Annotated in this window: 17 protein-coding genes and 4 pseudogenes; 11 read left to right on the top strand and 10 right to left on the bottom strand. The window is 68.8% G+C overall.

The genetic code is table 11. The features are described 5' to 3' along the window. Nucleotides 1-127 precede the first annotated feature (127 nt). The 3 genes from H4687_RS00305 to H4687_RS47875 are packed head-to-tail and all read right to left on the bottom strand — an operon-like array spanning nt 128 to nt 1,502. The gene (locus H4687_RS00305; RefSeq protein WP_046914738.1) at nt 128-442 is read right to left on the bottom strand and encodes a helix-turn-helix domain-containing protein; all 315 of its coding nucleotides are present in this window, start codon (nt 440-442) and stop codon (nt 128-130) included. Then, nucleotides 439-780 carry a tyrosine-type recombinase/integrase gene (locus H4687_RS45915; RefSeq protein ID WP_233443828.1) on the bottom strand — a complete coding sequence of 114 codons (342 nt, stop codon included), beginning with the start codon at nt 778-780 and terminating at the stop codon, nt 439-441. Before H4687_RS45915 ends, H4687_RS00305 begins: the two co-directional genes overlap by 4 nt. Then, complete coding sequence (locus H4687_RS47875; protein ID WP_233443832.1) at nt 684-1,502, bottom strand: tyrosine-type recombinase/integrase; 819 nt, start codon at nt 1,500-1,502, stop codon at nt 684-686. Before H4687_RS47875 ends, H4687_RS45915 begins: the two co-directional genes overlap by 97 nt. A 145-nt stretch (nt 1,503-1,647) precedes the next feature. Here H4687_RS47875 and H4687_RS00295 point away from each other — a divergent pair. After that, nucleotides 1,648-1,818: pseudogene (locus tag H4687_RS00295) on the top strand (ATP-binding protein); the annotation flags it as partial. A 13-nt stretch (nt 1,819-1,831) separates the two neighbouring features. Here the strand turns inward: H4687_RS00295 and H4687_RS00290 are convergent. Next, nucleotides 1,832-3,124 (bottom strand): IS256 family transposase, encoded by a 1,293-nt coding sequence (locus tag H4687_RS00290; protein WP_225966538.1) that lies wholly within the window; start codon nt 3,122-3,124, stop codon nt 1,832-1,834. Nucleotides 3,125-3,326: 202 nt separating this feature from the next. Here H4687_RS00290 and H4687_RS00285 point away from each other — a divergent pair, with 202 nt between their 5' ends. The 4 genes from H4687_RS00285 to H4687_RS00270 all read left to right on the top strand — a co-directional run bounded on the left by H4687_RS00285 (nt 3,327) and on the right by H4687_RS00270 (nt 6,749). Further along, on the top strand, nt 3,327-3,740 hold the full coding sequence (locus H4687_RS00285) for a GNAT family N-acetyltransferase (RefSeq protein ID WP_046916897.1): 414 nt from the start codon (nt 3,327-3,329) through the stop codon (nt 3,738-3,740). 274 nt (nt 3,741-4,014) lie between these two features. Next, nucleotides 4,015-4,563 carry a YciI family protein gene (locus tag H4687_RS00280; RefSeq protein ID WP_046916898.1) on the top strand — a complete coding sequence of 183 codons (549 nt, stop codon included), beginning with the start codon at nt 4,015-4,017 and terminating at the stop codon, nt 4,561-4,563. Nucleotides 4,564-4,636: 73 nt separating this feature from the next. Beyond that, nucleotides 4,637-5,776: a GDSL-type esterase/lipase family protein gene (locus H4687_RS00275; RefSeq protein WP_050399431.1), complete on the top strand. Its 1,140-nt coding sequence runs from the start codon at nt 4,637-4,639 to the stop codon at nt 5,774-5,776. 220 nt (nt 5,777-5,996) lie between these two features. Then, on the top strand, nt 5,997-6,749 hold the full coding sequence (locus H4687_RS00270; RefSeq protein WP_225967035.1) for a transposase: 753 nt from the start codon (nt 5,997-5,999) through the stop codon (nt 6,747-6,749). Between the two features lie 227 nt (nt 6,750-6,976). On the opposite strand, the gene H4687_RS00265 is transcribed toward H4687_RS00270, so the two are convergent. Then, a complete protein-coding gene (locus H4687_RS00265) occupies nt 6,977-7,657 on the bottom strand; it encodes a TetR/AcrR family transcriptional regulator (protein ID WP_046916906.1) in 681 nt (226 codons plus the stop codon). Between the two features lie 108 nt (nt 7,658-7,765). On the opposite strand from H4687_RS00265, the gene H4687_RS00260 reads away from it, so the two are divergent. Beyond that, nucleotides 7,766-8,731: an NAD(P)-dependent alcohol dehydrogenase gene (locus tag H4687_RS00260; RefSeq protein ID WP_046916900.1), complete on the top strand. Its 966-nt coding sequence runs from the start codon at nt 7,766-7,768 to the stop codon at nt 8,729-8,731. A 21-nt stretch (nt 8,732-8,752) separates the two neighbouring features. On the opposite strand, the pseudogene H4687_RS00255 reads toward H4687_RS00260, so the two are convergent. Further along, nucleotides 8,753-9,628: pseudogene (locus tag H4687_RS00255) on the bottom strand (IS5 family transposase). Nucleotides 9,629-9,745: 117 nt separating this feature from the next. Here H4687_RS00255 and H4687_RS00250 point away from each other — a divergent pair. Next, nucleotides 9,746-11,326 carry an IS1182 family transposase gene (locus tag H4687_RS00250; RefSeq protein ID WP_078907558.1) on the top strand — a complete coding sequence of 527 codons (1,581 nt, stop codon included), beginning with the start codon at nt 9,746-9,748 and terminating at the stop codon, nt 11,324-11,326. Nucleotides 11,327-11,386: 60 nt separating this feature from the next. On the opposite strand, the pseudogene H4687_RS00245 reads toward H4687_RS00250, so the two are convergent. Both H4687_RS00245 and H4687_RS00240 read right to left on the bottom strand, forming a co-directional pair. After that, a pseudogene (locus H4687_RS00245) lies at nt 11,387-11,683 on the bottom strand (helicase associated domain-containing protein); the annotation flags it as partial. A gap of 31 nt (nt 11,684-11,714) precedes the next feature. After that, nucleotides 11,715-12,395 carry an adenylate kinase gene (locus H4687_RS00240; protein ID WP_046916733.1) on the bottom strand — a complete coding sequence of 227 codons (681 nt, stop codon included), beginning with the start codon at nt 12,393-12,395 and terminating at the stop codon, nt 11,715-11,717. Nucleotides 12,396-12,778: 383 nt separating this feature from the next. On the opposite strand from H4687_RS00240, the gene H4687_RS00235 reads away from it, so the two are divergent. Together H4687_RS00235 and H4687_RS00230 are read left to right on the top strand one after the other, a co-directional pair. Continuing rightward, on the top strand, nt 12,779-14,254 hold the full coding sequence (locus H4687_RS00235) for an NF041680 family putative transposase (RefSeq protein WP_046916732.1): 1,476 nt from the start codon (nt 12,779-12,781) through the stop codon (nt 14,252-14,254). A 71-nt stretch (nt 14,255-14,325) separates the two neighbouring features. Then, nucleotides 14,326-14,835 carry a hypothetical protein gene (locus H4687_RS00230; RefSeq protein ID WP_167358667.1) on the top strand — a complete coding sequence of 170 codons (510 nt, stop codon included), beginning with the start codon at nt 14,326-14,328 and terminating at the stop codon, nt 14,833-14,835. 70 nt (nt 14,836-14,905) lie between these two features. On the opposite strand, the gene H4687_RS00225 is transcribed toward H4687_RS00230, so the two are convergent. Beyond that, nucleotides 14,906-15,217, bottom strand: a complete 312-nt coding sequence (locus tag H4687_RS00225) for a helix-turn-helix domain-containing protein (protein ID WP_046916730.1) — start codon at nt 15,215-15,217, stop codon at nt 14,906-14,908. A 188-nt stretch (nt 15,218-15,405) separates the two neighbouring features. On the opposite strand from H4687_RS00225, the pseudogene H4687_RS00220 reads away from it, so the two are divergent. Both H4687_RS00220 and H4687_RS00215 read left to right on the top strand, forming a co-directional pair. After that, nucleotides 15,406-15,877 (top strand): annotated as a pseudogene (locus H4687_RS00220) (glycine-rich domain-containing protein). A gap of 110 nt (nt 15,878-15,987) precedes the next feature. Further along, on the top strand, nt 15,988-16,686 hold the full coding sequence (locus tag H4687_RS00215; RefSeq protein ID WP_046916729.1) for a methyltransferase domain-containing protein: 699 nt from the start codon (nt 15,988-15,990) through the stop codon (nt 16,684-16,686). Between the two features lie 243 nt (nt 16,687-16,929). On the opposite strand, the gene H4687_RS00210 is transcribed toward H4687_RS00215, so the two are convergent. Further along, nucleotides 16,930-17,187, bottom strand: a complete 258-nt coding sequence (locus tag H4687_RS00210) for a hypothetical protein (RefSeq protein ID WP_046916728.1) — start codon at nt 17,185-17,187, stop codon at nt 16,930-16,932. Between the last annotated feature and the right edge of the window lie 325 nt (nt 17,188-17,512).

The raw sequence follows: 17,512 nt of genomic DNA, 5'->3' as shown, positions 1-17,512 counted from the left end.
AGCGCCCCTGCCCGCCGCTTCCTTCTTCCGGGCCGTGCAGCGACAGCAGGGCTGCCGGTCGATGAAGCCGACCGGGGCCCCGCAGCCGATGCAGTCGCTCTGTTTGACGCCCACGATGCCACCCGGGTCAGAGCGGCGGCATCGAGCGGCCGCGGGTGGAGGCTGCCTTGGGCAGATCAGTGACTGGCCGTGGTGGGGCGGCAGGGCGCTCGACGGGGGTGGTGTCGACCTCGAACAGGTCGTTGGGAGTGCATTCCAGCGCGGTGCACAATGCGATCAGGGTGGACATCTTCACCTGGGAAGGCTCCTTTGTGAACAGCGCCGACACCGACGCGGAGGACATCTGCAGGCCGGCACGTTCGGCCAGAAGTCGCTGCAGCTGGGTGCCGGTCCAGACCTCGCGCTGGGCGGCGGCCATCCGCAGGCGCCATCGGATCTTCATGCGGGGCTGCCCTCGTCGGCGGTGAGTTCGCTCAGCGTGGTGGTCACCGCGCGGCGATAGGCGTCCTCGATGAATGTCGCGGACGGCCGGACGTATCGCATGGTCGAACTGGCCGTCCAGTGACCGAGGAGTTGCTGGATCGCCACGAGGTCCACGCCGCGTTCGTAGTTGTGGGTCGCGCAGGCCCGCCGCAGGGCATGCGGGCTGAACCGGTCGGCGGCTGGGCGTCCTTCGAGTTCCATCAGATAGCGCAGGCGGTTGCGGATCGTCCCGCGGGGCAGGCTACCTCCGGACTCGTCCGCGAACAGGACCGGCGAGTCGGGGAACTTACCCCGCACGTCATCGAGGAACCAGTGCAGGACGAGGTCGAGGCCGTCCAGCATGGGCACCAGCGCGGCCTGGGGCCAGAAGTGCGGGCGCCCTTGCCGAATCGAATGTGGAGTTTTCCGAACGGGCCCCGCGAGAAGTGAATGTCGGGACGGTCCAGCAGGGACGCCTCCTCCGAGCGCAGGCCAGCGTGATACAGGGTCCGGAACATCGCATAATCTCGGGCCGCGGGCCCGTACTTGCGGGCAGTGGCGATCCGGGCCTTGAGGAAGTCGAAGAACTCCGCCACCCGTTCCGGGGTCGGCGGCGGCAGTTGGGCCAGGGAATCGTCCCCGACATGCCGCGCGGCGTTGAACTCGTCCACCGGGCAGACCAGACGGACGCCGAACCCCGCTTCGATCTCAACGGCCTTGCGGACCTGCAGGAACCGATGGAATCCCTTGAAGATCTGCACATACTCGCGCCGGGTCGAAGCCGCCCGCCCCGCGAGGGCCAGATCGCCGACGACGCGGTCGATGTCCTCCGGCGTGACGTCCCACGCGGGCCGGCCCAGCGCAGTGAGCGTTCGCTCCAGCAGGCCAATGTCGTTCTCAACCGTCACCGGGCTGAACCCGCGGGGCCGCCATGAAGCGACGAACGCCTCGACACACTCGGCCTGGAACTCCCACGGATCGGCGGTCACTGGCTCCAGCAGGACGGCACCACCCTCGATCACCCGCAACTGGGATGTCACCGGCACGCCTTCCTCGCACCTCACCGATCAAGGCAGCACCTGGAGAATCCGAGCGCCACCGTGAAGACCAACGAGAACCGCAAGAGATGGATACGGGGCGGTGGCAGCGGCGATCCTCGAAAAGGAACAAGTGCCAGCCCCAGATGGCTGGACCAAGACCTTCACCGACCCCCGCCTCTGCGCGGCCATCGTCGACCGCCTCACCTTCAACGGCACCATCATCGAGACCGGCACCGACTCCTATCGCCTCGCCAGCACCCGAGCCCGCGCCGAGGAACCGGCCAAGGCTGGCGGGTCTGTCAAACGAGCGGTGTAACTGGGGTTGTTGGTTACTGACGGGCTGCTGAGAGTCGGCCGTCGAAGGTGACGTCGAAGGCGTTCAGCGCGGTCTTCCAGCGCATGGTCCAGCGGGCCTGGCCCCTGCCGGTGGGATCGAGAGACATGATCGCCATGTAGACGCACTTCAGCGCGGCCTGCTCGCTGGGGAAGTGGCCGCGGGCCTTGACCGCCCGTCGTATCCGCGCGTTCACCGACTCAATTGCGTTGGTGGTGCAGACGATGCGGCGGATCTCGGTGTCGAACCGGAGGAACGGGGTGAACTCCTCCCAGGCGTTCTCCCACAGCTTCACGATCGCCGGATACTTCCTGCCCCACGCGTCAGCGAACTCCGCGAACCGCTCCAGGGCGGCCTCCTCGGTCGGTGCGGTGTAGACGGGCTTGAGAAGTTTGGCGATCTTGTCCCAGTCCTGGCGGGCGGCATAGCGGAAGGAGTTCCGCAGCAGGTGCACCACGCACGTCTGCACGATGGTCCGGGGCCAGACCGTCTCGACCGCCTCGGGCAGGCCCTTGAGCCCGTCGCAGACCAGCATCAGCACGTCGTTGACACCGCGGTTCTTGATCTCGGTGAGGATGTGAAGCCAGTGCTTGGCGCCCTCACCGCCGTCCCCGGCCCACAGGCCCAGGATCTCGCGCCGGCCCTCGACAGTGACAGCCAGGGCCACGTAGATGGGCCGGTTGGCGACGGCACCGTCGCGGATCTTCACGTGGATGGCGTCGATGAAGACCACCGGATAGACGGCGTCGAGGGGGCGGTTCTGCCATTCGGCCATGCCCTCAAGGACTTTGTCGGTGATGGTGGAGATGGTCTGCCGGGAGACCTCGGCGCCGTAGACCTCGGCCAGGTGGGCCTGGACTTCTCCGGTGGTCAAGCCCTTGGCGGCCAGCGAGATGACCATCTCGTCGACGCCGGTTAGGCGCTTCTGCCGCTTCTTGACGATCTTCGGTTCGAAGGAGCCGTCCCGGTCGCGGGGCACGGTTATCTCCACCGGCCCCACGTCGGTCAGCACGGTCTTGGATCGTTTGCCATTGCGGGAGTTGCCACCGTCCTTGCCCGCCGGATCGTGCTTGTCATAGCCGAGGTGATCGGTGATCTCGCCCTCGAGGGCGGATTCCAGCAGCCGCTTCGTCAACTGCTGCAGCAGCCCGCCCTCGCCGGTCAACTGAAGGCCCTCGGCCTGGGCACGGCTCACCAGCTCGTCGATCAGCTGGTCGTCCACGGCCTTCGCCGACACCGCCGCTGCCGACCCGGCAGCCTCGTGCTCGGACACGTTCTCACTGGTCATCGATGCATCTTCCATGATCGGGAGTTACACCGAACGATTTACAGTCCCAGGCTGGCTGGCTGAGGCTCAGTGGTTGTCGATCTTGACGTGCCTGACGAGCGTGAAGTCAGATGCGGTGTTGAGTTCGTCATCAGAAGCGGTACCGCTGCATAGGGGTTTTGGTGTGTTCATAGCGAAAGAGGATGCTTTCGATCCTGAGGAGATGCTCGGCCTCTACGACTCGGTCGGCTGGGAGGGCTACACCAAAGACGTCGACAAGCTCTGCCGCGGCCTACTGAACTCGCACCTCGTCATCACGGCACGCGACGGTTCAGGAACGCTCCTCGGACTGGCCCGGACCATTTCTGACGACGAGCACATCTGTTACGTCCAGGACGTCGTGGTCAACCCCAAGTATCACAGGCAGGGCATCGGCCGGGCCTTGATCGAGGACCTCATGCCGCGCTACTCGCACTGCCGCTTCTTCCTCCTGTCCACGGACCACGAGGCGTCACCGGAGGGCAAGCGCAACCACGCGTTCTACCGGAGTCTGGGCTTCCTGTCCTACGAGGAAAAGGAGATGGCGGGCTTCGGGCTGCCCAGGAACCGCCCAGATCTGCGTGACATGGCGCCATAAACGAAATTCATACGTGGCCTGAACCGCCCCCGGTCTCCCTTCCGGTCGACCTCTGCCACTACTCCCACCTTCGACGGCCAGCCGCCCTGACGGGCGGCTGGCCGTCCCGCATCCCCAGACACGACAGTGCCGTCGTTTGTCATCGACATCCGCGAGCTGGGTGATCACCAACCGCCTCCAGAACCGATCGACAAACGCTGTTCCTAGAGATCGACGAAGCCAGTTGCCAAAAGCCAGTTGAGAGGGCGCCTTTGATGGGGAAGGGTCTGTGGTCATGGAGTTCTTCTGCTACCACCGTGACCGGCCCGGCTCCCTTGCGTTACGCGAGGAGTTGGTGGAGGAGCACTGGTCCTACATGGACCGGTACGTGAAGGAGCTGATCGCGCGCGGTCCGACCTTCGCCGATGATGGTGAAACACCGACGGGCAGCGTTCACATCGTCGACCTGCCCGATCCCGCCGCCGCCCGCGCGTTCGCCTTCGACGAGCCCAACTACCAGGCCGGCGCGTACCGGGACGTGCTGCTGCGCCGGTGGCACAACGTGCTGGGGCGCACCATGTGGGATTTCCCCGGCGGCCGGACCGGTGGCAACCGGTACCTGGTGCTCGGCCTCGGCGAGGGCCCGGCCGCCGACCTTGCCCTGCCGCGCGACCGGGACGAGCTGGTCGCGTACGGGCCGCTGCTGTCCGACGACGGCGACACCTGGCTGGGTACGGCAGTGCTGCTCAGGGCTGCGGATCCGGACACGGCACGAGCCGTCCTGACTGCGGACCGGTACGCGGACATCGAGGTCCACGACTTCGAGTTCGGCGGGCGCCGATGAGCCACGAATGCGCCGGGTCGATGTCACCTGCGGTCCACATTGACCTGGGACAGGAGCGGTGAAGGTGGCGACGCTGCGGGAGGTTCCGCTGGTGGGCGGGCCGGTGGAGTTACGGGGCGCGCTGGACCTGGAGACCACACAGGCAGGGGTGATGCCGCGCCGGTTGCCCGCGTGGACCAAGGAGCAGTACCAGGACCCGTCGGTCTACGGAGTGACCGTGATGCCTTCGGGGGTGCGGCTGGTGTTCCGCACCGATGCGTGCGCATTGGAGCTGGAGGTACTCACCTCCACCGGCCAGCTCGACTCCGACCTCCACCCTCGCCCGACCGGGATGCTGGAGCTGCTGGTGGACGGCCACCTGGCCGGGCGTCAGCGGGCACCGGTGGGCAACGTGCTGCGGATGGCGGGCCCCGGGGCCGCTCAACGGCTCATCCCGGGCGAACCAACAACCGTACGGTTCGCCGGGCTGCCGGTCGGCATGAAGGGCGTCGAGTTGTGGCTGCCACAGCAGACCCCAACGGAGCTGGTGGCACTGCGCGCTGACGGCGAGGTGCTGGCACCGCTGCCGGACGGGCGGCGCCGCTGGGTGCACTACGGCAGTTCCATCAGCCACTGCATCGAGGCCGACGGCCCGACCGGGACCTGGCCAGTGGTGGCAGCTGCGCTCGGAGGGGTAGAGGTGATCAACCTCAGCCAGGCGGGCAACGCGCTTCTGGATCCCTATGTCGCCCGGACAATCCGCGATACGCCCGCCGACCTGATCAGCCTCAAGGTGGGCATCAACATCGTGAGTTTGTCCGCCTTCCGGCTGCGGACGTTCGGCCCGGCGGTACACGGATTCCTGGACACGATCCGGGACGGGCACCCGGACACCCCGCTGCTGTTGATCTCTCCAGTGAGCTGTCCGGCCCTGGAGGAGGCCCCCGGCCCGACCGCGACCGGCCCGGACGGCAGGCTCGCTGCCCTGGGCGACCCGGCCGATGTGGCCGGCGGGGCATTGTCGCTGGCGGTCGTCCGTGCCGAGCTGGCCCGGATCGCTGCGGCACGACAGGCGTCCGATCCCCACCTCCACTATCTCGACGGACGCGAGCTGCTCGGCCCGGACGAGGCAGATGACCTGGCCGACGGCCTTCACCCCACCGCCGCCGCGTACCGGAGAATGGGCAAGCGCTTTGCAGCCCACGCCTTCGCGACCGACGGTCCCTTCCGCTGAGTGAGCTGGGCTCCACACCAAGCACCAGGTGTGGAGCTTCCACGCTCCTCCGGCCGGAGGCGGGCGGTGGGGGATTCAGGTATCGGCCCATCCGGTATTGGGCGTGCGCGCGGGTCATCGGTGAACGTCAGCTGCGCCCGGGCTGTTCTGCAGCCCAGGTGTAGCGCAGCTCGGCGAGAGCGGCCCGTTGTTTCGCATCCAGCCGGTCGCGCCTGGCCTTCTGGCTAAAGGATGTCCCGCAAAGGCTGGTTGGAGCCCGCGCCGGGAGCTGAGCGGGATACTCGCGAGACTCCGACGCGGGGCTGTGACAGCCTGCGGACATGCCAGAGCTGCGTGTTCATGCAGGCCGTCACTATGCGTGCTGCTGGTCGCCGCGTACTGGCGGACGAACCTGACCCTGCGCCAGCTGGCGCCGCTCTTCAGGGTGTCCAAGTCCGCGGCCGACCGCATCATCGACCACATCGGACCTGCGCTCGCTCTCCAGCAGCGCAGGCGGTTCCGCAAGGACGCCGTGCTGATCGTGGACGGCATCCTGGTCCCCACCCGCGACCACAGCATCGCCGAGCAGTCGAAGAACTACCGGTATTCGACCAACCACCAGGTCGTCATCGACGCCGACACCCGGCTGGTCGTCGCGGTCGGCCGGCCGTTGCCCGGCAACCGCGACGACTGCAGGGCGTGGGAGCTGTCCGGAGCGAAGGCCGCCGTCGGCAAGACCAGGGTCATCGCGGACGGCGGTTACCGGGGCACCGGCCTGGTCCTCCCGCACCGCCGCGAACCCGGCCGGAGCGAACTCGAGGCCTGGAAAGAGGAACACAACGCCTCCCACCGCAAGGTCCGCTCTCGCGTCGAGCACGCCTTCGCCCGGATGAAGACCTGGAAGATCCTCCGCGACTGCCGCCTCAAGGGCGACGGCGTCCACCACGCGATGCTCGGCATCGCCCGCCTGCACAACCTCACCCTCGCCGGGTGACGACGAACAGGCAGGTCAACGAACACGTCGTAGATCATGTACGGGACAGCGCTTACTCAGAAACACACCCAGCCTGATCGCCGAACCGTCCGACAGCACCTCGATGTGCGCCCTTCCAACGACGGTTCTGCCTTCCCGCTGGATGTACTGGGCGAGGGCCGCTAGGGTCTATTGCGAAAGTGGCGCGGTCGCTCGAAGGGCGGCCACGCGGCAGGCGCCGCCTCGTATCAGGCTCTGGAGGGTTGCTGTCCCTGGGAGCCGTGGGCCGCGAGCGGAAGACTGCGCAGCGACAGTGCGCTCGGCGCCGGCAGCGCTCCGTGGGCCGCCTCGGCGCGGAACGACTGGAGCAAGTAGGCCACCAGACGCCGGGACGCCGCACGGTCACCCGGCAGTGCGGTGACCAGACCGCAGTGGGACAACAGGGCTACGGCAAGGTCGGAGGGGTGGAAGTCAGCCCGCAGCGCGCCCGCCGCCTGAGCCCTGCGGACCAGGGCCATGAAGTCCCGCTCGGCCTGTTCACATACTCGCGCGTGTTCTCGCGTGGTGTCCGGAAAGGCCGAGACGAACGCGGCCGGGAAGCCCCGTTCCTCCCGTTGTAGTTCGCAGACCGTCTCGACCAGCCGCTGGAAGCCCTGCCACGGATCGGGGTCGGCCAGCGCCTCGGTGAGCGCCTGAGCACAGGTGTCCGTCTGGTGCGCGAACGTGGCCCGCACCAGGGCGTCCCGCGTCGGGAAACGCCGGTACAGCGTCGCCACGCCGACACCCGCCCGCCGGGCCACGGTCGCCATGGGCGCGTCGATGCCGTGCTCGGCGAAAACCACGCGGGCAGCCGAGAGGATGCGCCGCCGGTTGCGCCGGGCGTCCGCCCGCAGACTGTCCTGCCCCGCGATCCGAGAGGATTCCCCCACCACTGTCTCTCACCTCCGGTCAACTGGACGATCTCGTCCGCTTGCCAGCCTACGCTCGGCGCCACGATCCCCCCGCACGGCCACTGTGGCGAAGGTGAGAACACAACGATGGACGACCGCACGATGAGAGCCGTACTGTTCGACCGCTTCGGCGGCCCCGAGGTGCTGTACGTGGGCCGGGTGCCACGCCCCGGACCGGCACCCGGCGAGGTCCTCGTACGCGTGCACGCGTTCAGCGTGAACGGCGCCGAACTGGCCGCCCGTTCCGGTCGGCTCCGCCTCATCACCGGCCGAAAATTCCCGCAGCGCATCGGGCTGGACTTCACTGGCGAAATCTCCGCACTCGGCACCGGCGCGACTGGCGTATCGGTCGGCGACCGGGTGTGGGGCGCCCTGGGCCGCAACTCCGGATTCGGCAGCGCCGCCGAGTACGTGACGGTACGGCCCGAGCGGCTCGGCCGGGTCCCGGACGGGCTGGACCTCGTGGCCGCCGCCGCACTGCCAGTGGCCACCACGGCCGTCACGGCTCTCCGCGACAAGGCCGCACTGAGCCCCGGCGAAGGGCTGCTCGTACGGGGCGCGGCGGGCGGCGTCGGCAACGCCGCCGTCCAGCTTGGACAGGCGTACGGCGCCGAGGTCACGGCCCTGGCCCGCGCTGCCAACCTCGACTTCGTCCGTACGCTCGGTGCCCACCACGCCGTCGACCACCGGAACGTGTCCCCTGCGGAACTGGGGCTGTTCGACGTGGTCCTCGACACGGCGGGCACCGACCTGCGTACCGTACGGCGGTTGCTGAAGCCCGGCGGACGCATGGTCACCATCGCCTTCGACCTGACGCGGCCCGCCGCCTCGCTGGGCTACATCGCAGCCAGCGCCGTCCATGGACGCGGCCGGGTGCGCTTCTTCAGCGGCAACCCCGAACGTGCGCTCTTCGACGACCTGGCCCGCCAGGTGACGGAGGGGAAGCTGCGGCCGGCGGTGGACACGGTCTTCCCGCTGGAAGAGACAGCATCGGCACACCGGGCGCTGGAGGCGGGCGGGGTGCGGGGCAAGTACGTGGTCAGGGTCGACTAGGGTTTGTTGGGAAGGTGCTGGTCACAGCCACTCGTTGAGGCCTGCGACCAACACGGTCGCCTCGTAGCGGACGGCGAGCTTGTCGTATCTCGTGGCCACGGCCCGGTGGCGCTTGAGGCGGTTAATCCCGCACTCGACGGCATGCCGCTCGCGGTAGTCGGTTTTTGTCGAACTTCGGCGGCCGACCGCCTCGGGCACCGAGCTTCTGGCGGTTGCGGACGCGGTCGGCGGGGACCGGGATGGTCGCCTTGATCCCGCGTCTGCGCAGGTAGGCCCGGTTGCGGCGGGAGTCGTACGCTTTGTCGGCCCGCACCCGGTCCGGCCCCCTGCGGGGCCTGCCCGGACCAAGGCGAGGTACCCGGATGGTTTCCAGGACCGGCTCGAATTGCGGCGAGTCACCCCGCTGGCCGGCTGTGATCACGACGCTCAGCGGCTTCTGCCCCTGCTCGACGGCAAGGTGGATCTTGGTGGTCAGGTCGCCTCGGGAACGTCCGAGACCATGGTCGGCCGGCTCAACGGCAATGCCGCCGGGCGGTTCCTTTTGCAGATCCCCTTTTTCGAGGCCCCGGCGGCGTGCTGGTGGGCCCGGCAGACGGTGGAGTCGATATTCACGTCCCAGGTGGTCAGGCCCTTCGCGTCCGCATGAGCTTGGAGCTGAGTGACGAACCTGGCCCAGGTGCCATCGCGCTGCCAGCGCCGGAACAGGTCGTAGACCCGTTCCCAGGGCCCGTAGCGTTCCGGCACATCACGCCAGGGAGCACCGGTACGGGTCCGCCACCGGATGCCGTCTATCAGCTGCCGTCGCGTCCACACCAGCGGACGGCCCGGCTTGATGCCCTGCGGCAACAACGGCTCAAGCCGGGCCCACTGTCCATTCGTCAGATCACCACGCCCCACAGGGCGTGATCATCCACGACCAAGATCCACTTTCGCAACAGACCCTAGAAGGTCGATGAAGATCTTGGGGTTCTGGTCCTGCCGCGTCAGCGGCAGGACCAGACTCGTCATGTGGCGATGGGTGAGTGGGTCGGCGAGACCGTGGGGCCGGACGTGTGGGAGACGTGCCGGGATCTGATCCCGGCCGGGAGTGTGTTCGCGTTCCTGGCCGGGCATCGTGGCGAGCTGTTTCCGGCTGAGATGTTCGCGGACATGTATCCGTCGGCGAACGGGCGGCCGAGCATGCCGCCGCAGATCCTGGCCGCCGCGATCACCTTGCAGGCCCTGCACGGGCTGTCGGACTTCGAGACGGTCCAGGAACTGCGGTGCGATCTGCGGTGGAAGGCAGGATGCGGGCTGGGTCTTCACGACATGGCGTTCGATCCGTCGCTGCTGGCCTACTTCCGCCGCCGGCTGGCCCGTTCCGCCCGCCCGAACCGCATCTTCGAGGCCGTGCGCGAGGTCGTGAAGGCCACCGGAGTGCTGAAGGGCAAGCACCGCCGGGCGCTGGACTCCACCGTGCTGGACGACGCGGTCGCCACCCAGGACACCGTCACCCAGATCATCGCCGCCGTCCGCGCGGTGATCCGCGAGGTTCCCGGCGCCGACATGGTCGCCGCTGCCCAGTGCGGCGCGCACGACTACACCGACCCGGGCAAACCGAAGATCGCCTGGAACGACGGGCAGGCCCGCGCCGAGCTGGTCGACGCACTGGTCACCGATGCGCTGCGGCTGCTGGGTCATCTGCCCGACCGGCAACTCGGCGAGAAGGCCGCGAACGCGGTGGGCATCCTGGCCCTGGTCGCCGGTCAGGACGTCGAGCCCGCCGAGGACTCCGACGGCCGCGACGGACGCTGGCGCATCACCCGGGGCACCGCCCCCAGCCGGATGGTCTCCACCGTCGATCCCGAAGCCCGGCACGTGCACAAGACCCGCAGTCACCAGCAGGACGGCTTCAAGGCCCACCTGGCCATCGAGCCCGAGACCGGCTTATACACCGCCGTCGCCCTGCGCCCCGGCGCCGGGCCCGAGCACCACGAGGCCGCGGTCGGCCTGGAACTGCTCGCCGACGAGGACGACCCGCTGGACGTCTTCGGCGACACCGCCTACTCCGCAGGCGACGCCCGCCACACCCTCGATGAGGCCGGGCACCGGCTGTTCCTCAAACCCGCCCCGCTGCGGCCCGCCGTCTCCGGCGGCTTCACCCTCGACGAGTTCGCCATCGACACCACCGCCGCCATCGTGACCTGCCCGGCCGGACACGCCGTGGCCCTGTCCGACCCCGGCGGGCAGCACCACCAACGCAAAGCCTCTTTCGGGGACTTATGCACCGGATGCCACCTGCGCGAGCGGTGCACCAAAGCCAAGGCCGGACGCATTCTGACCATCCGACCGCACCACGACCTCCAGACAGCAGCCCGCCACCAGGCCGCCACCGACCCCGGCTGGCAGGCCGACTACCGCCGCTGGCGCCCCCCGGTCGAACGGGCCGTCGCCTGGCTCGTCCACCACGGCAACCGGCGCCTGCGCTACCGCGGCACCATCAAGAACGACACCTGGCTCCACACCCGAGCCGCCGCCCTCAACCTCCGCCGACTGATCAACCTCGGGCTCACCCACACCAGTGGCACCTGGCACATCGCACCGGCCGGCGCATGACCGAGGGGCTGTCCGGCCTGACGGCCGGACAGCCCCTCACCAAGATCTTCATCGACCTTCTAGGCCGCAGTGGAGGGCCTGCTGCGCCTTGCTCGGGCCCTTCGTCGCACGCGTGGCCGCAGGGGCCGGAGGCGGCATCTCAGCCGGCTTCACGCCCAGCCTGGACAGCCGTTCCTGCTGCTCTTCCGACAGCTCCACCCAGAAATTCGCCTGCCGTTGGAGCCACCGCCCGAGGTCGTCGCCCTCGAAGGTCACGCCGGGCTGGATTTCGGGCAGGGCGCCGTGGGGTTCGTCGGCGGCGAGGTCGGCGAGGATGCGGTAGTGCCGTTGCCAGTCCAGCGGCCATGGGCAGTTCCATCGGCAGCCCCGCACCTTCCCAGCGGAGGGGTCAGCAGCTTGACGCGCCGGAGGCATCGACGTGACCATGGCCGATCGCGACCAGCGCGCGGTCCAGGACCTCCTGGACCTGGCCGAGGGCCGAGATCGTGGTTACCAGGCCCTGAGCTTGGTAGTGGTCGACGACCGGCGCCGTCTCGCTGCGATAGACCTCCAGTCGCTTACGAACGGTTGTCTCGCGGTCGTCATCTCGCTGGTACAGCTCACCCCCGCAGACGTCGCAGGCTCCGTCCACTTCAGGCGGGCTGTCGTGGACGTGGAAGATGTGTTCGCGGTCCTGACGGCACAGCCGTCGTCCAGCGATCCGCCTGACCACCTGGGCCTCGGGAATCTCCAGGTCAAGCACGGCATCCAGCCTCGACTTCGAGTCAGCCAGGATGCCGTCCAGTGCCTCCGCCTGGGCAAGATTGCGGGGGAAGCCGTCCAGCAGGAATCCGTGATCGGTGTCCGGGCGCGCAAGGCGTTCTTTGATCACTTCGATTGTGACCTCGTCCGGTGCCAGAAGGCCGGCGCGTATGTACGCGTGGGCGTTCTGCCCGAGCTCGGTGCCTTGGTCGATGTGCTCTCGGAACAGGTCACCGGTGGAGATGTGCTGGATCGACAGATGCGCGGCAAGGCGCACTGCCTGCGTGCCCTTGCCAGCTCCGGGCGGCCCGATCAGGAGGATGCGCATCAATGAGGTGTCCCTTCGTCCTGCGTGGCCATCAAGCCGTCTCTGTGACACACGATCGCCGCGCACCGATGTCATGCCCATCCGGTAGGCCACCCCCTGGCGGTGGGGATAACCACACCATGGGACATCGCCGCGTTGAGGTTGATGCTCCTCCAGTCTCGTTCCCTGATCGTTCGTGACAGAGCCGGGTCCAGGCCGAAACGATGAGCACCGTTCCGGTGGCCGATCAGGGTTCAGAAACACGTACTGACCTTGTCAGGTCTGGCGTCGAACGCGACTCGAACTTGACCAGCATTTTCGCAGTTCAGCGGACGTGAAGGCGGCCTTCGTCTGATCCTGTGCTCCGTCACAGAGGCATAGGAACCAGCGCGAAGGCCGTGGTAGTGAGTTTGGGGTATCAGGACGTCCTGCGGGATGCGTTCGCGGAAGTGTCCCGCTTCCGGGCGGAGTTGTACGCGTGTCTGACCGCACGGGGCGACGCCTTGTTCGAGTTATGCGACGCGCTGTTGTGCACGGACGGGTCGGTGCGGACGCTCGTCGACCTGGCACTCGCGCCGGAACACCGCCGCGGGCACGGTGCTCTTCACGACGGCCTCAACCAGGGGCGGATCGATATCGCCCGGCTGCGTCGGGCCCTGGCCGGGATTCCGTTGCCGAGGGCGGCGGATGGCCGGATCGTCCTGGCCGCGGATGTCTCGCCGTTGCTGCGCCCGGACGCCAACACCTGCGCTGACCGGTCCTTCTGCCACACCTTCGGTCGGGGTGAGGGCAAGCATCAGATGGTCCCGGGCTGGCCGTACTCGATCGTGGCTGCGCTGGAGACCGGCCGGACGTCGTGGACGGCGGTTCTGGACGCGGTTCGTCTGGAGCCCGGCGCGGACGTTGCCGCGGTGACCACGGCCCAGCTCCGCGAGCTGGTCGACCGGCTCGTCGCCGCAGGCCAGTGGAAGCCGGGCGACCCAGAAGTCCTGGTCGTGCTGGACGCCGGATACGACGCACCCCGCATCGCCCACCTGATGACCGATCTGCCCGTCGAGATCGTCGGCAGACTCCGCTCCGACCGAGTCATGCGCCGGCCGACACCGCCGCGGATCTACGACCCCAAGGGCGGCCGACCACCCAAGCACGGAGGCGAGTTCGTCTTCGGTGACTCCTCCACGTGGGGTATTGAGCAAGCCGTGACGACCACCGACACCCGCCTTTACGGCCAGGCGACCGCGCAGGCATGGGACCGCCTGCACCCGCGGCTCACCCGCCGGGCGGCCCGGATCGACTACGACGGACCGCTACCCATCACCGAAGGCACCGTCATCCGCCTGACCGTGCAGAAGCTGCCCAGCGGCGGGGTGAACAAGCCGCTCTGGCTGTGGTGGTCGGGCACCGCCGCCACCAAGGACGATGTCGACCGCTGCTGGCAGTCGTTCCTCCGCCGCTTCGACCTGGAGCACACTTTCCGCCTGTTCAAGCAGACACTTGGTTGGACCAAGCCCCGTCTCCGCAGCTCTGAGGCTGCCGACCGGTGGACGTGGCTGGTGATCGCCGCCTATGCCCAGCTCCGGCTCGCGCGGCCGCTGGCCACCGATCTCCGGCGGCCCTGGGAGAAACCGGCTCCGCCAAACAGGCTCACGCCCGCCCGGGTCCGCAGGGGGTTCAGGAACCTGTGCACGAAGACCGGCTCCCCGGCCGGTGCACCGAAACCGTCTCGTCCGGGGCCTGGCCGGTCGCCGGGTTGGAAGCACCGCCGCCCAGCCACCCGTCATGACGTGGGCAGAGTCCTGGCCACCGGTGAGGCATACAGCCGCCCCGCCCACCACAAGAAGGGCACCAAACCCCGGCGCACCGAGGAGCGGCAAACTTGACGGCCTGGGCCATGTGCAGCGGGCACGAGGGCCGAAGAATTTCACGGGGTACGTCGGTGGATCTCAGCTCAGTGATCATCGCTGTCGCAGGCGTCGCGGGAACTCTGGGAGGGGCGCTACTCACCCAGCGCGGCTCCGAACGAGCGAAGCGCCTGGAGATAGAGCTCGTTCGAGACCATGAGGAGGTCCGCGAGGCCCGTTCGCTGCGACGCACCTGCTACGTGGAACTCAACCGGGATGCTCGGCAGTTCACCACCGCACTCAACCGCCACCTGCACGTCATGAGGGAACGCGGCGTGGAGGAGGCCGACAGTGACGCCCTCGAGGAAGCGAAGAACGCGCACCGCGATCGATACTCCGAAGCACAGATGATCGCCCCCGAAGTAGTACTCAGGCGAGCGAGTGTCGTCAACCAAGCCCTGAACAAGGTCTACGGCCAGGTTAAGCGCCTCGAACGCGGTGCCCCCGGACCAGGCGAAACGATGGAGACCGCGGCCCAGGCCCAGTACGAGGTCTGGGAGATGCTCCGAACTATGAGAACCGCTATGCGCCACGACCTCGGTGTGTCGCATGAAGATTGAGAGCTGGCACTCAGCTCCGTGCGAGCTCTCTTGTCTGCCTCGACCAGCCAAAGACTGATCGAGGCAGAGGTTAAAACGCACGCTGACTGGCCGTCACTCTAGTGGCCGTCGCTGCCGTAGCGGGCGCTGGCGCGAGGGATGTCATGAGGATGTGCCGGGGCATACCGACTTCCCGTGCGGCACGGTGCACCAGGGCCAGGTCGGCGATCCGGGTGCGGCGCTCCAGCCGGGAGACGGTCGCGGGCGAGCAGCCGATCCGTTCGGCGAGCACGACCAGCGTCCAGGCGTGGTGCTGGCGTCCGATCCGGATCAGCGCGCCGGGGCGCCGCTGCGCGGCCAACTGCAGTGCTGTCGTGCTGCTCCAGAGCGGGTCAACGGGCACGCGTCCCTCCCACACCGCACAGAAAGGGGCCCTCCACGCTACGGGCGCTGGCCCGGCCGCGTCGAGGCCGCTTGCACGATATGCAAACGCCGTGCACAGAGCGAGAGTTGATCACTGCGTGGCTGCTCGGCGCGGTGTGCTGGGTGCACTGCCCCGCGCCGCGGGGCACCGTCCATCGGAGGCACACCATGGCAACCACCGCCGCTGTCGCACCTCCTCCGTCCGCCGACCCGACGACCGGCCCGGTCCGCCGTGCACGCGACGTCGTGCCGCCCCGACCTGTGGGACAAGCAGGTCGGGCTCCTCATGCGGGATCACCCCTACGACTCGGTCATGGCCGCACGGGTCCTCGGCCAGGGCTACGCCTATCTGCTGACCGCGATGAACCACCGGGGCGAGAGCCTGGGGTTGGCGCCCAGCAAGCTCGTGGACATCGGCGTCCACACGGTCATCCTGGACACCGTTGCGTACGCCGAGCTGTGCGAGAGGTTCAACGGCGGTGTGTTCCTGCACCACGTGCCCAAGGTGGGCATGAAGAACGACGGCTCCGTGATCAAGACGGCCCACATCATCGCCGCCGACGGCTGGGAGGTCGACCTGCCGCTGTGGACGGACGCCGCCGACTGCGGCCCGTGCCACCCCGGCAACGACTCACACTGACGACCCCGCAACGGCGAGCTCCTCGGGCCTCGGCCACATCGCTGGAGCCCGAGGGCCCGCCGGGGTGAGATTTCAGTGAACCGGCCTGCGGCCTGGTCACGGCCGCCAGGATGGACCGGGTGACCACCAGCACCACAGACCTCTGGCACCACTACGGCCGCGCCCGCGCCATCCGTGACCGCGCTGTTCCCTCCACCTTCTACTGGAGTTGGAGCCAGGACGCAGGGCCCGGCCCCGAGATCCTGGGAGACCTGACCGGCCGCTGTGTGGGCGACCTCGGCGCCGGCGCAGCCCGGCACGCAGCCCACCTGGCGGTCCATCATCAGCCAGCCCGGATCGTCGCCGTCGACGCCTCGCCCGCCCAGCACGCCATGGCAACCGACCTCTACGCACACCTCGCCCCTCGTCTGCGCATGGTGCAGTCCGGCGCGGTGCCCCATCTGCAGGCGATGCCCGGCGCGTACGACGTGCTGTACAGCGTCTTCGGCGCCGTGGACTTCACCGATCCGCGCGATCTGCTGTCAGCGGCGGCCGTCGCGCTCACGCCGGGCGGGCGGCTGGCGTTCGCGACCCTCGCCCACTTCCTGAACGGGGCGCCTGCCCAGCCCGACGTGGTGGCTGCCGACATCCCGGCAAAGGCGCCGGACGGCGAAGCGGCCACGATGCGGCGCTGGGTCCTGCAGGAGCATGTGTGGACCAAGCTGCTCGACGAGGCCGGATTCACCGACATCACCGTCGACGTGCTCCCCGCCACCAGCGGGCCGCGCACCGCCGACACGCTGTTGGTGACCGCCCACCACCCGTCCTAGGGCAGGGGCCTCGCTCCGCCCCCGGGACCACCGCGCGCACGCGCCACCAGCGGCGCAGCGGGAGCCGCGGCCCCACAGCTGAACCTGCAGCAGACCCGCGGCGCCCTGCTGCCCGCCAACCTTCACCGCGAGAGGTCACGAAGCACCGGCACACCTCGGTCAGCTGATGCGTTCACTCGGCCGGGCGCCGGGCGCCGGGCGGCTGCGCCGGTAGCAGGCGTGGACGTCGGCCACGGCCTTGTGTCAGGACGCCTCGGCGGTCGGCCCGTCGCTCACCCCCGCGAGGTGCCGGGAGTGCGGGTGCGGCGTCCCGTCACCGGTGGTGATCAGGGCTGCCAGCGGCGGGATGGAGCGGGGGCGGGACGCGGACTTTAGGGCCTGGCGCTGCTGGACTTCGGTCAGCTCGGCCAGTCCTTTGACCTGCTCGCACAGTCGGTCCCAGCTGATGGTCGCGCCGAGCCGGGCGGTGTGCTCTAGGACGTCGCGCGCGGCGTCCGCCACGGCGTCGACGTCGCCAGGGACAGCGGTTGCGGCGTGAGCCGCCGCGCGTGCGCCGCTCAGCTGCCGCCAGGCGCGCGGGGGCCTCCACGGCGGCCGCCGGTAAAACGGAGACCCGCGTCGTCGGTTTGGTCTTGGGCGCTGCGGGTGTTTGCTGGGTGCGCTTGTCCCAGGCGCTGATCCGTCTGCGCTGCTGACGAGTCAGCCAGGGCCCGGCCTCCTCGGCCTTGTCCTTCAACTGGGCCACCAGGCGCTGCTGCTCGCCGGGACGCAGGTGACCGCGGCGTCGCTCGAGCGTGTCCAGGAGGTCGGCGACCGTCTCGGTCGC

Source organism: Streptomyces stelliscabiei, assembly GCF_014873495.1.
GTDB lineage: Bacteria > Actinomycetota > Actinomycetes > Streptomycetales > Streptomycetaceae > Streptomyces > Streptomyces bottropensis.
The sequence above is the reverse complement of the archived record's forward strand: the minus strand, read 5'-3'. Positions and strand labels throughout refer to the sequence as shown.

What these genes read in the sequence shown, in the direction of transcription:
- H4687_RS00305 (WP_046914738.1), bottom strand. Translation starts at nt 442, where the DNA reads ATGAAGATCCGATGGCGCCTGCGGATGGCCGCCGCCCAGCGCGAGGTC.
- H4687_RS00290 (WP_225966538.1), bottom strand. Translation starts at nt 3,124, where the DNA reads ATGACCAGTGAGAACGTGTCCGAGCACGAGGCTGCCGGGTCGGCAGCG.
- H4687_RS00285 (WP_046916897.1), top strand. Translation starts at nt 3,327, where the DNA reads ATGCTCGGCCTCTACGACTCGGTCGGCTGGGAGGGCTACACCAAAGAC.
- H4687_RS00280 (WP_046916898.1), top strand. Translation starts at nt 4,015, where the DNA reads ATGGAGTTCTTCTGCTACCACCGTGACCGGCCCGGCTCCCTTGCGTTA.
- H4687_RS00260 (WP_046916900.1), top strand. Translation starts at nt 7,766, where the DNA reads ATGGACGACCGCACGATGAGAGCCGTACTGTTCGACCGCTTCGGCGGC.
- H4687_RS00250 (WP_078907558.1), top strand. Translation starts at nt 9,746, where the DNA reads ATGGGTGAGTGGGTCGGCGAGACCGTGGGGCCGGACGTGTGGGAGACG.
- H4687_RS00240 (WP_046916733.1), bottom strand. Translation starts at nt 12,395, where the DNA reads ATGCGCATCCTCCTGATCGGGCCGCCCGGAGCTGGCAAGGGCACGCAG.
- H4687_RS00215 (WP_046916729.1), top strand. Translation starts at nt 15,988, where the DNA reads ATGGACCGGGTGACCACCAGCACCACAGACCTCTGGCACCACTACGGC.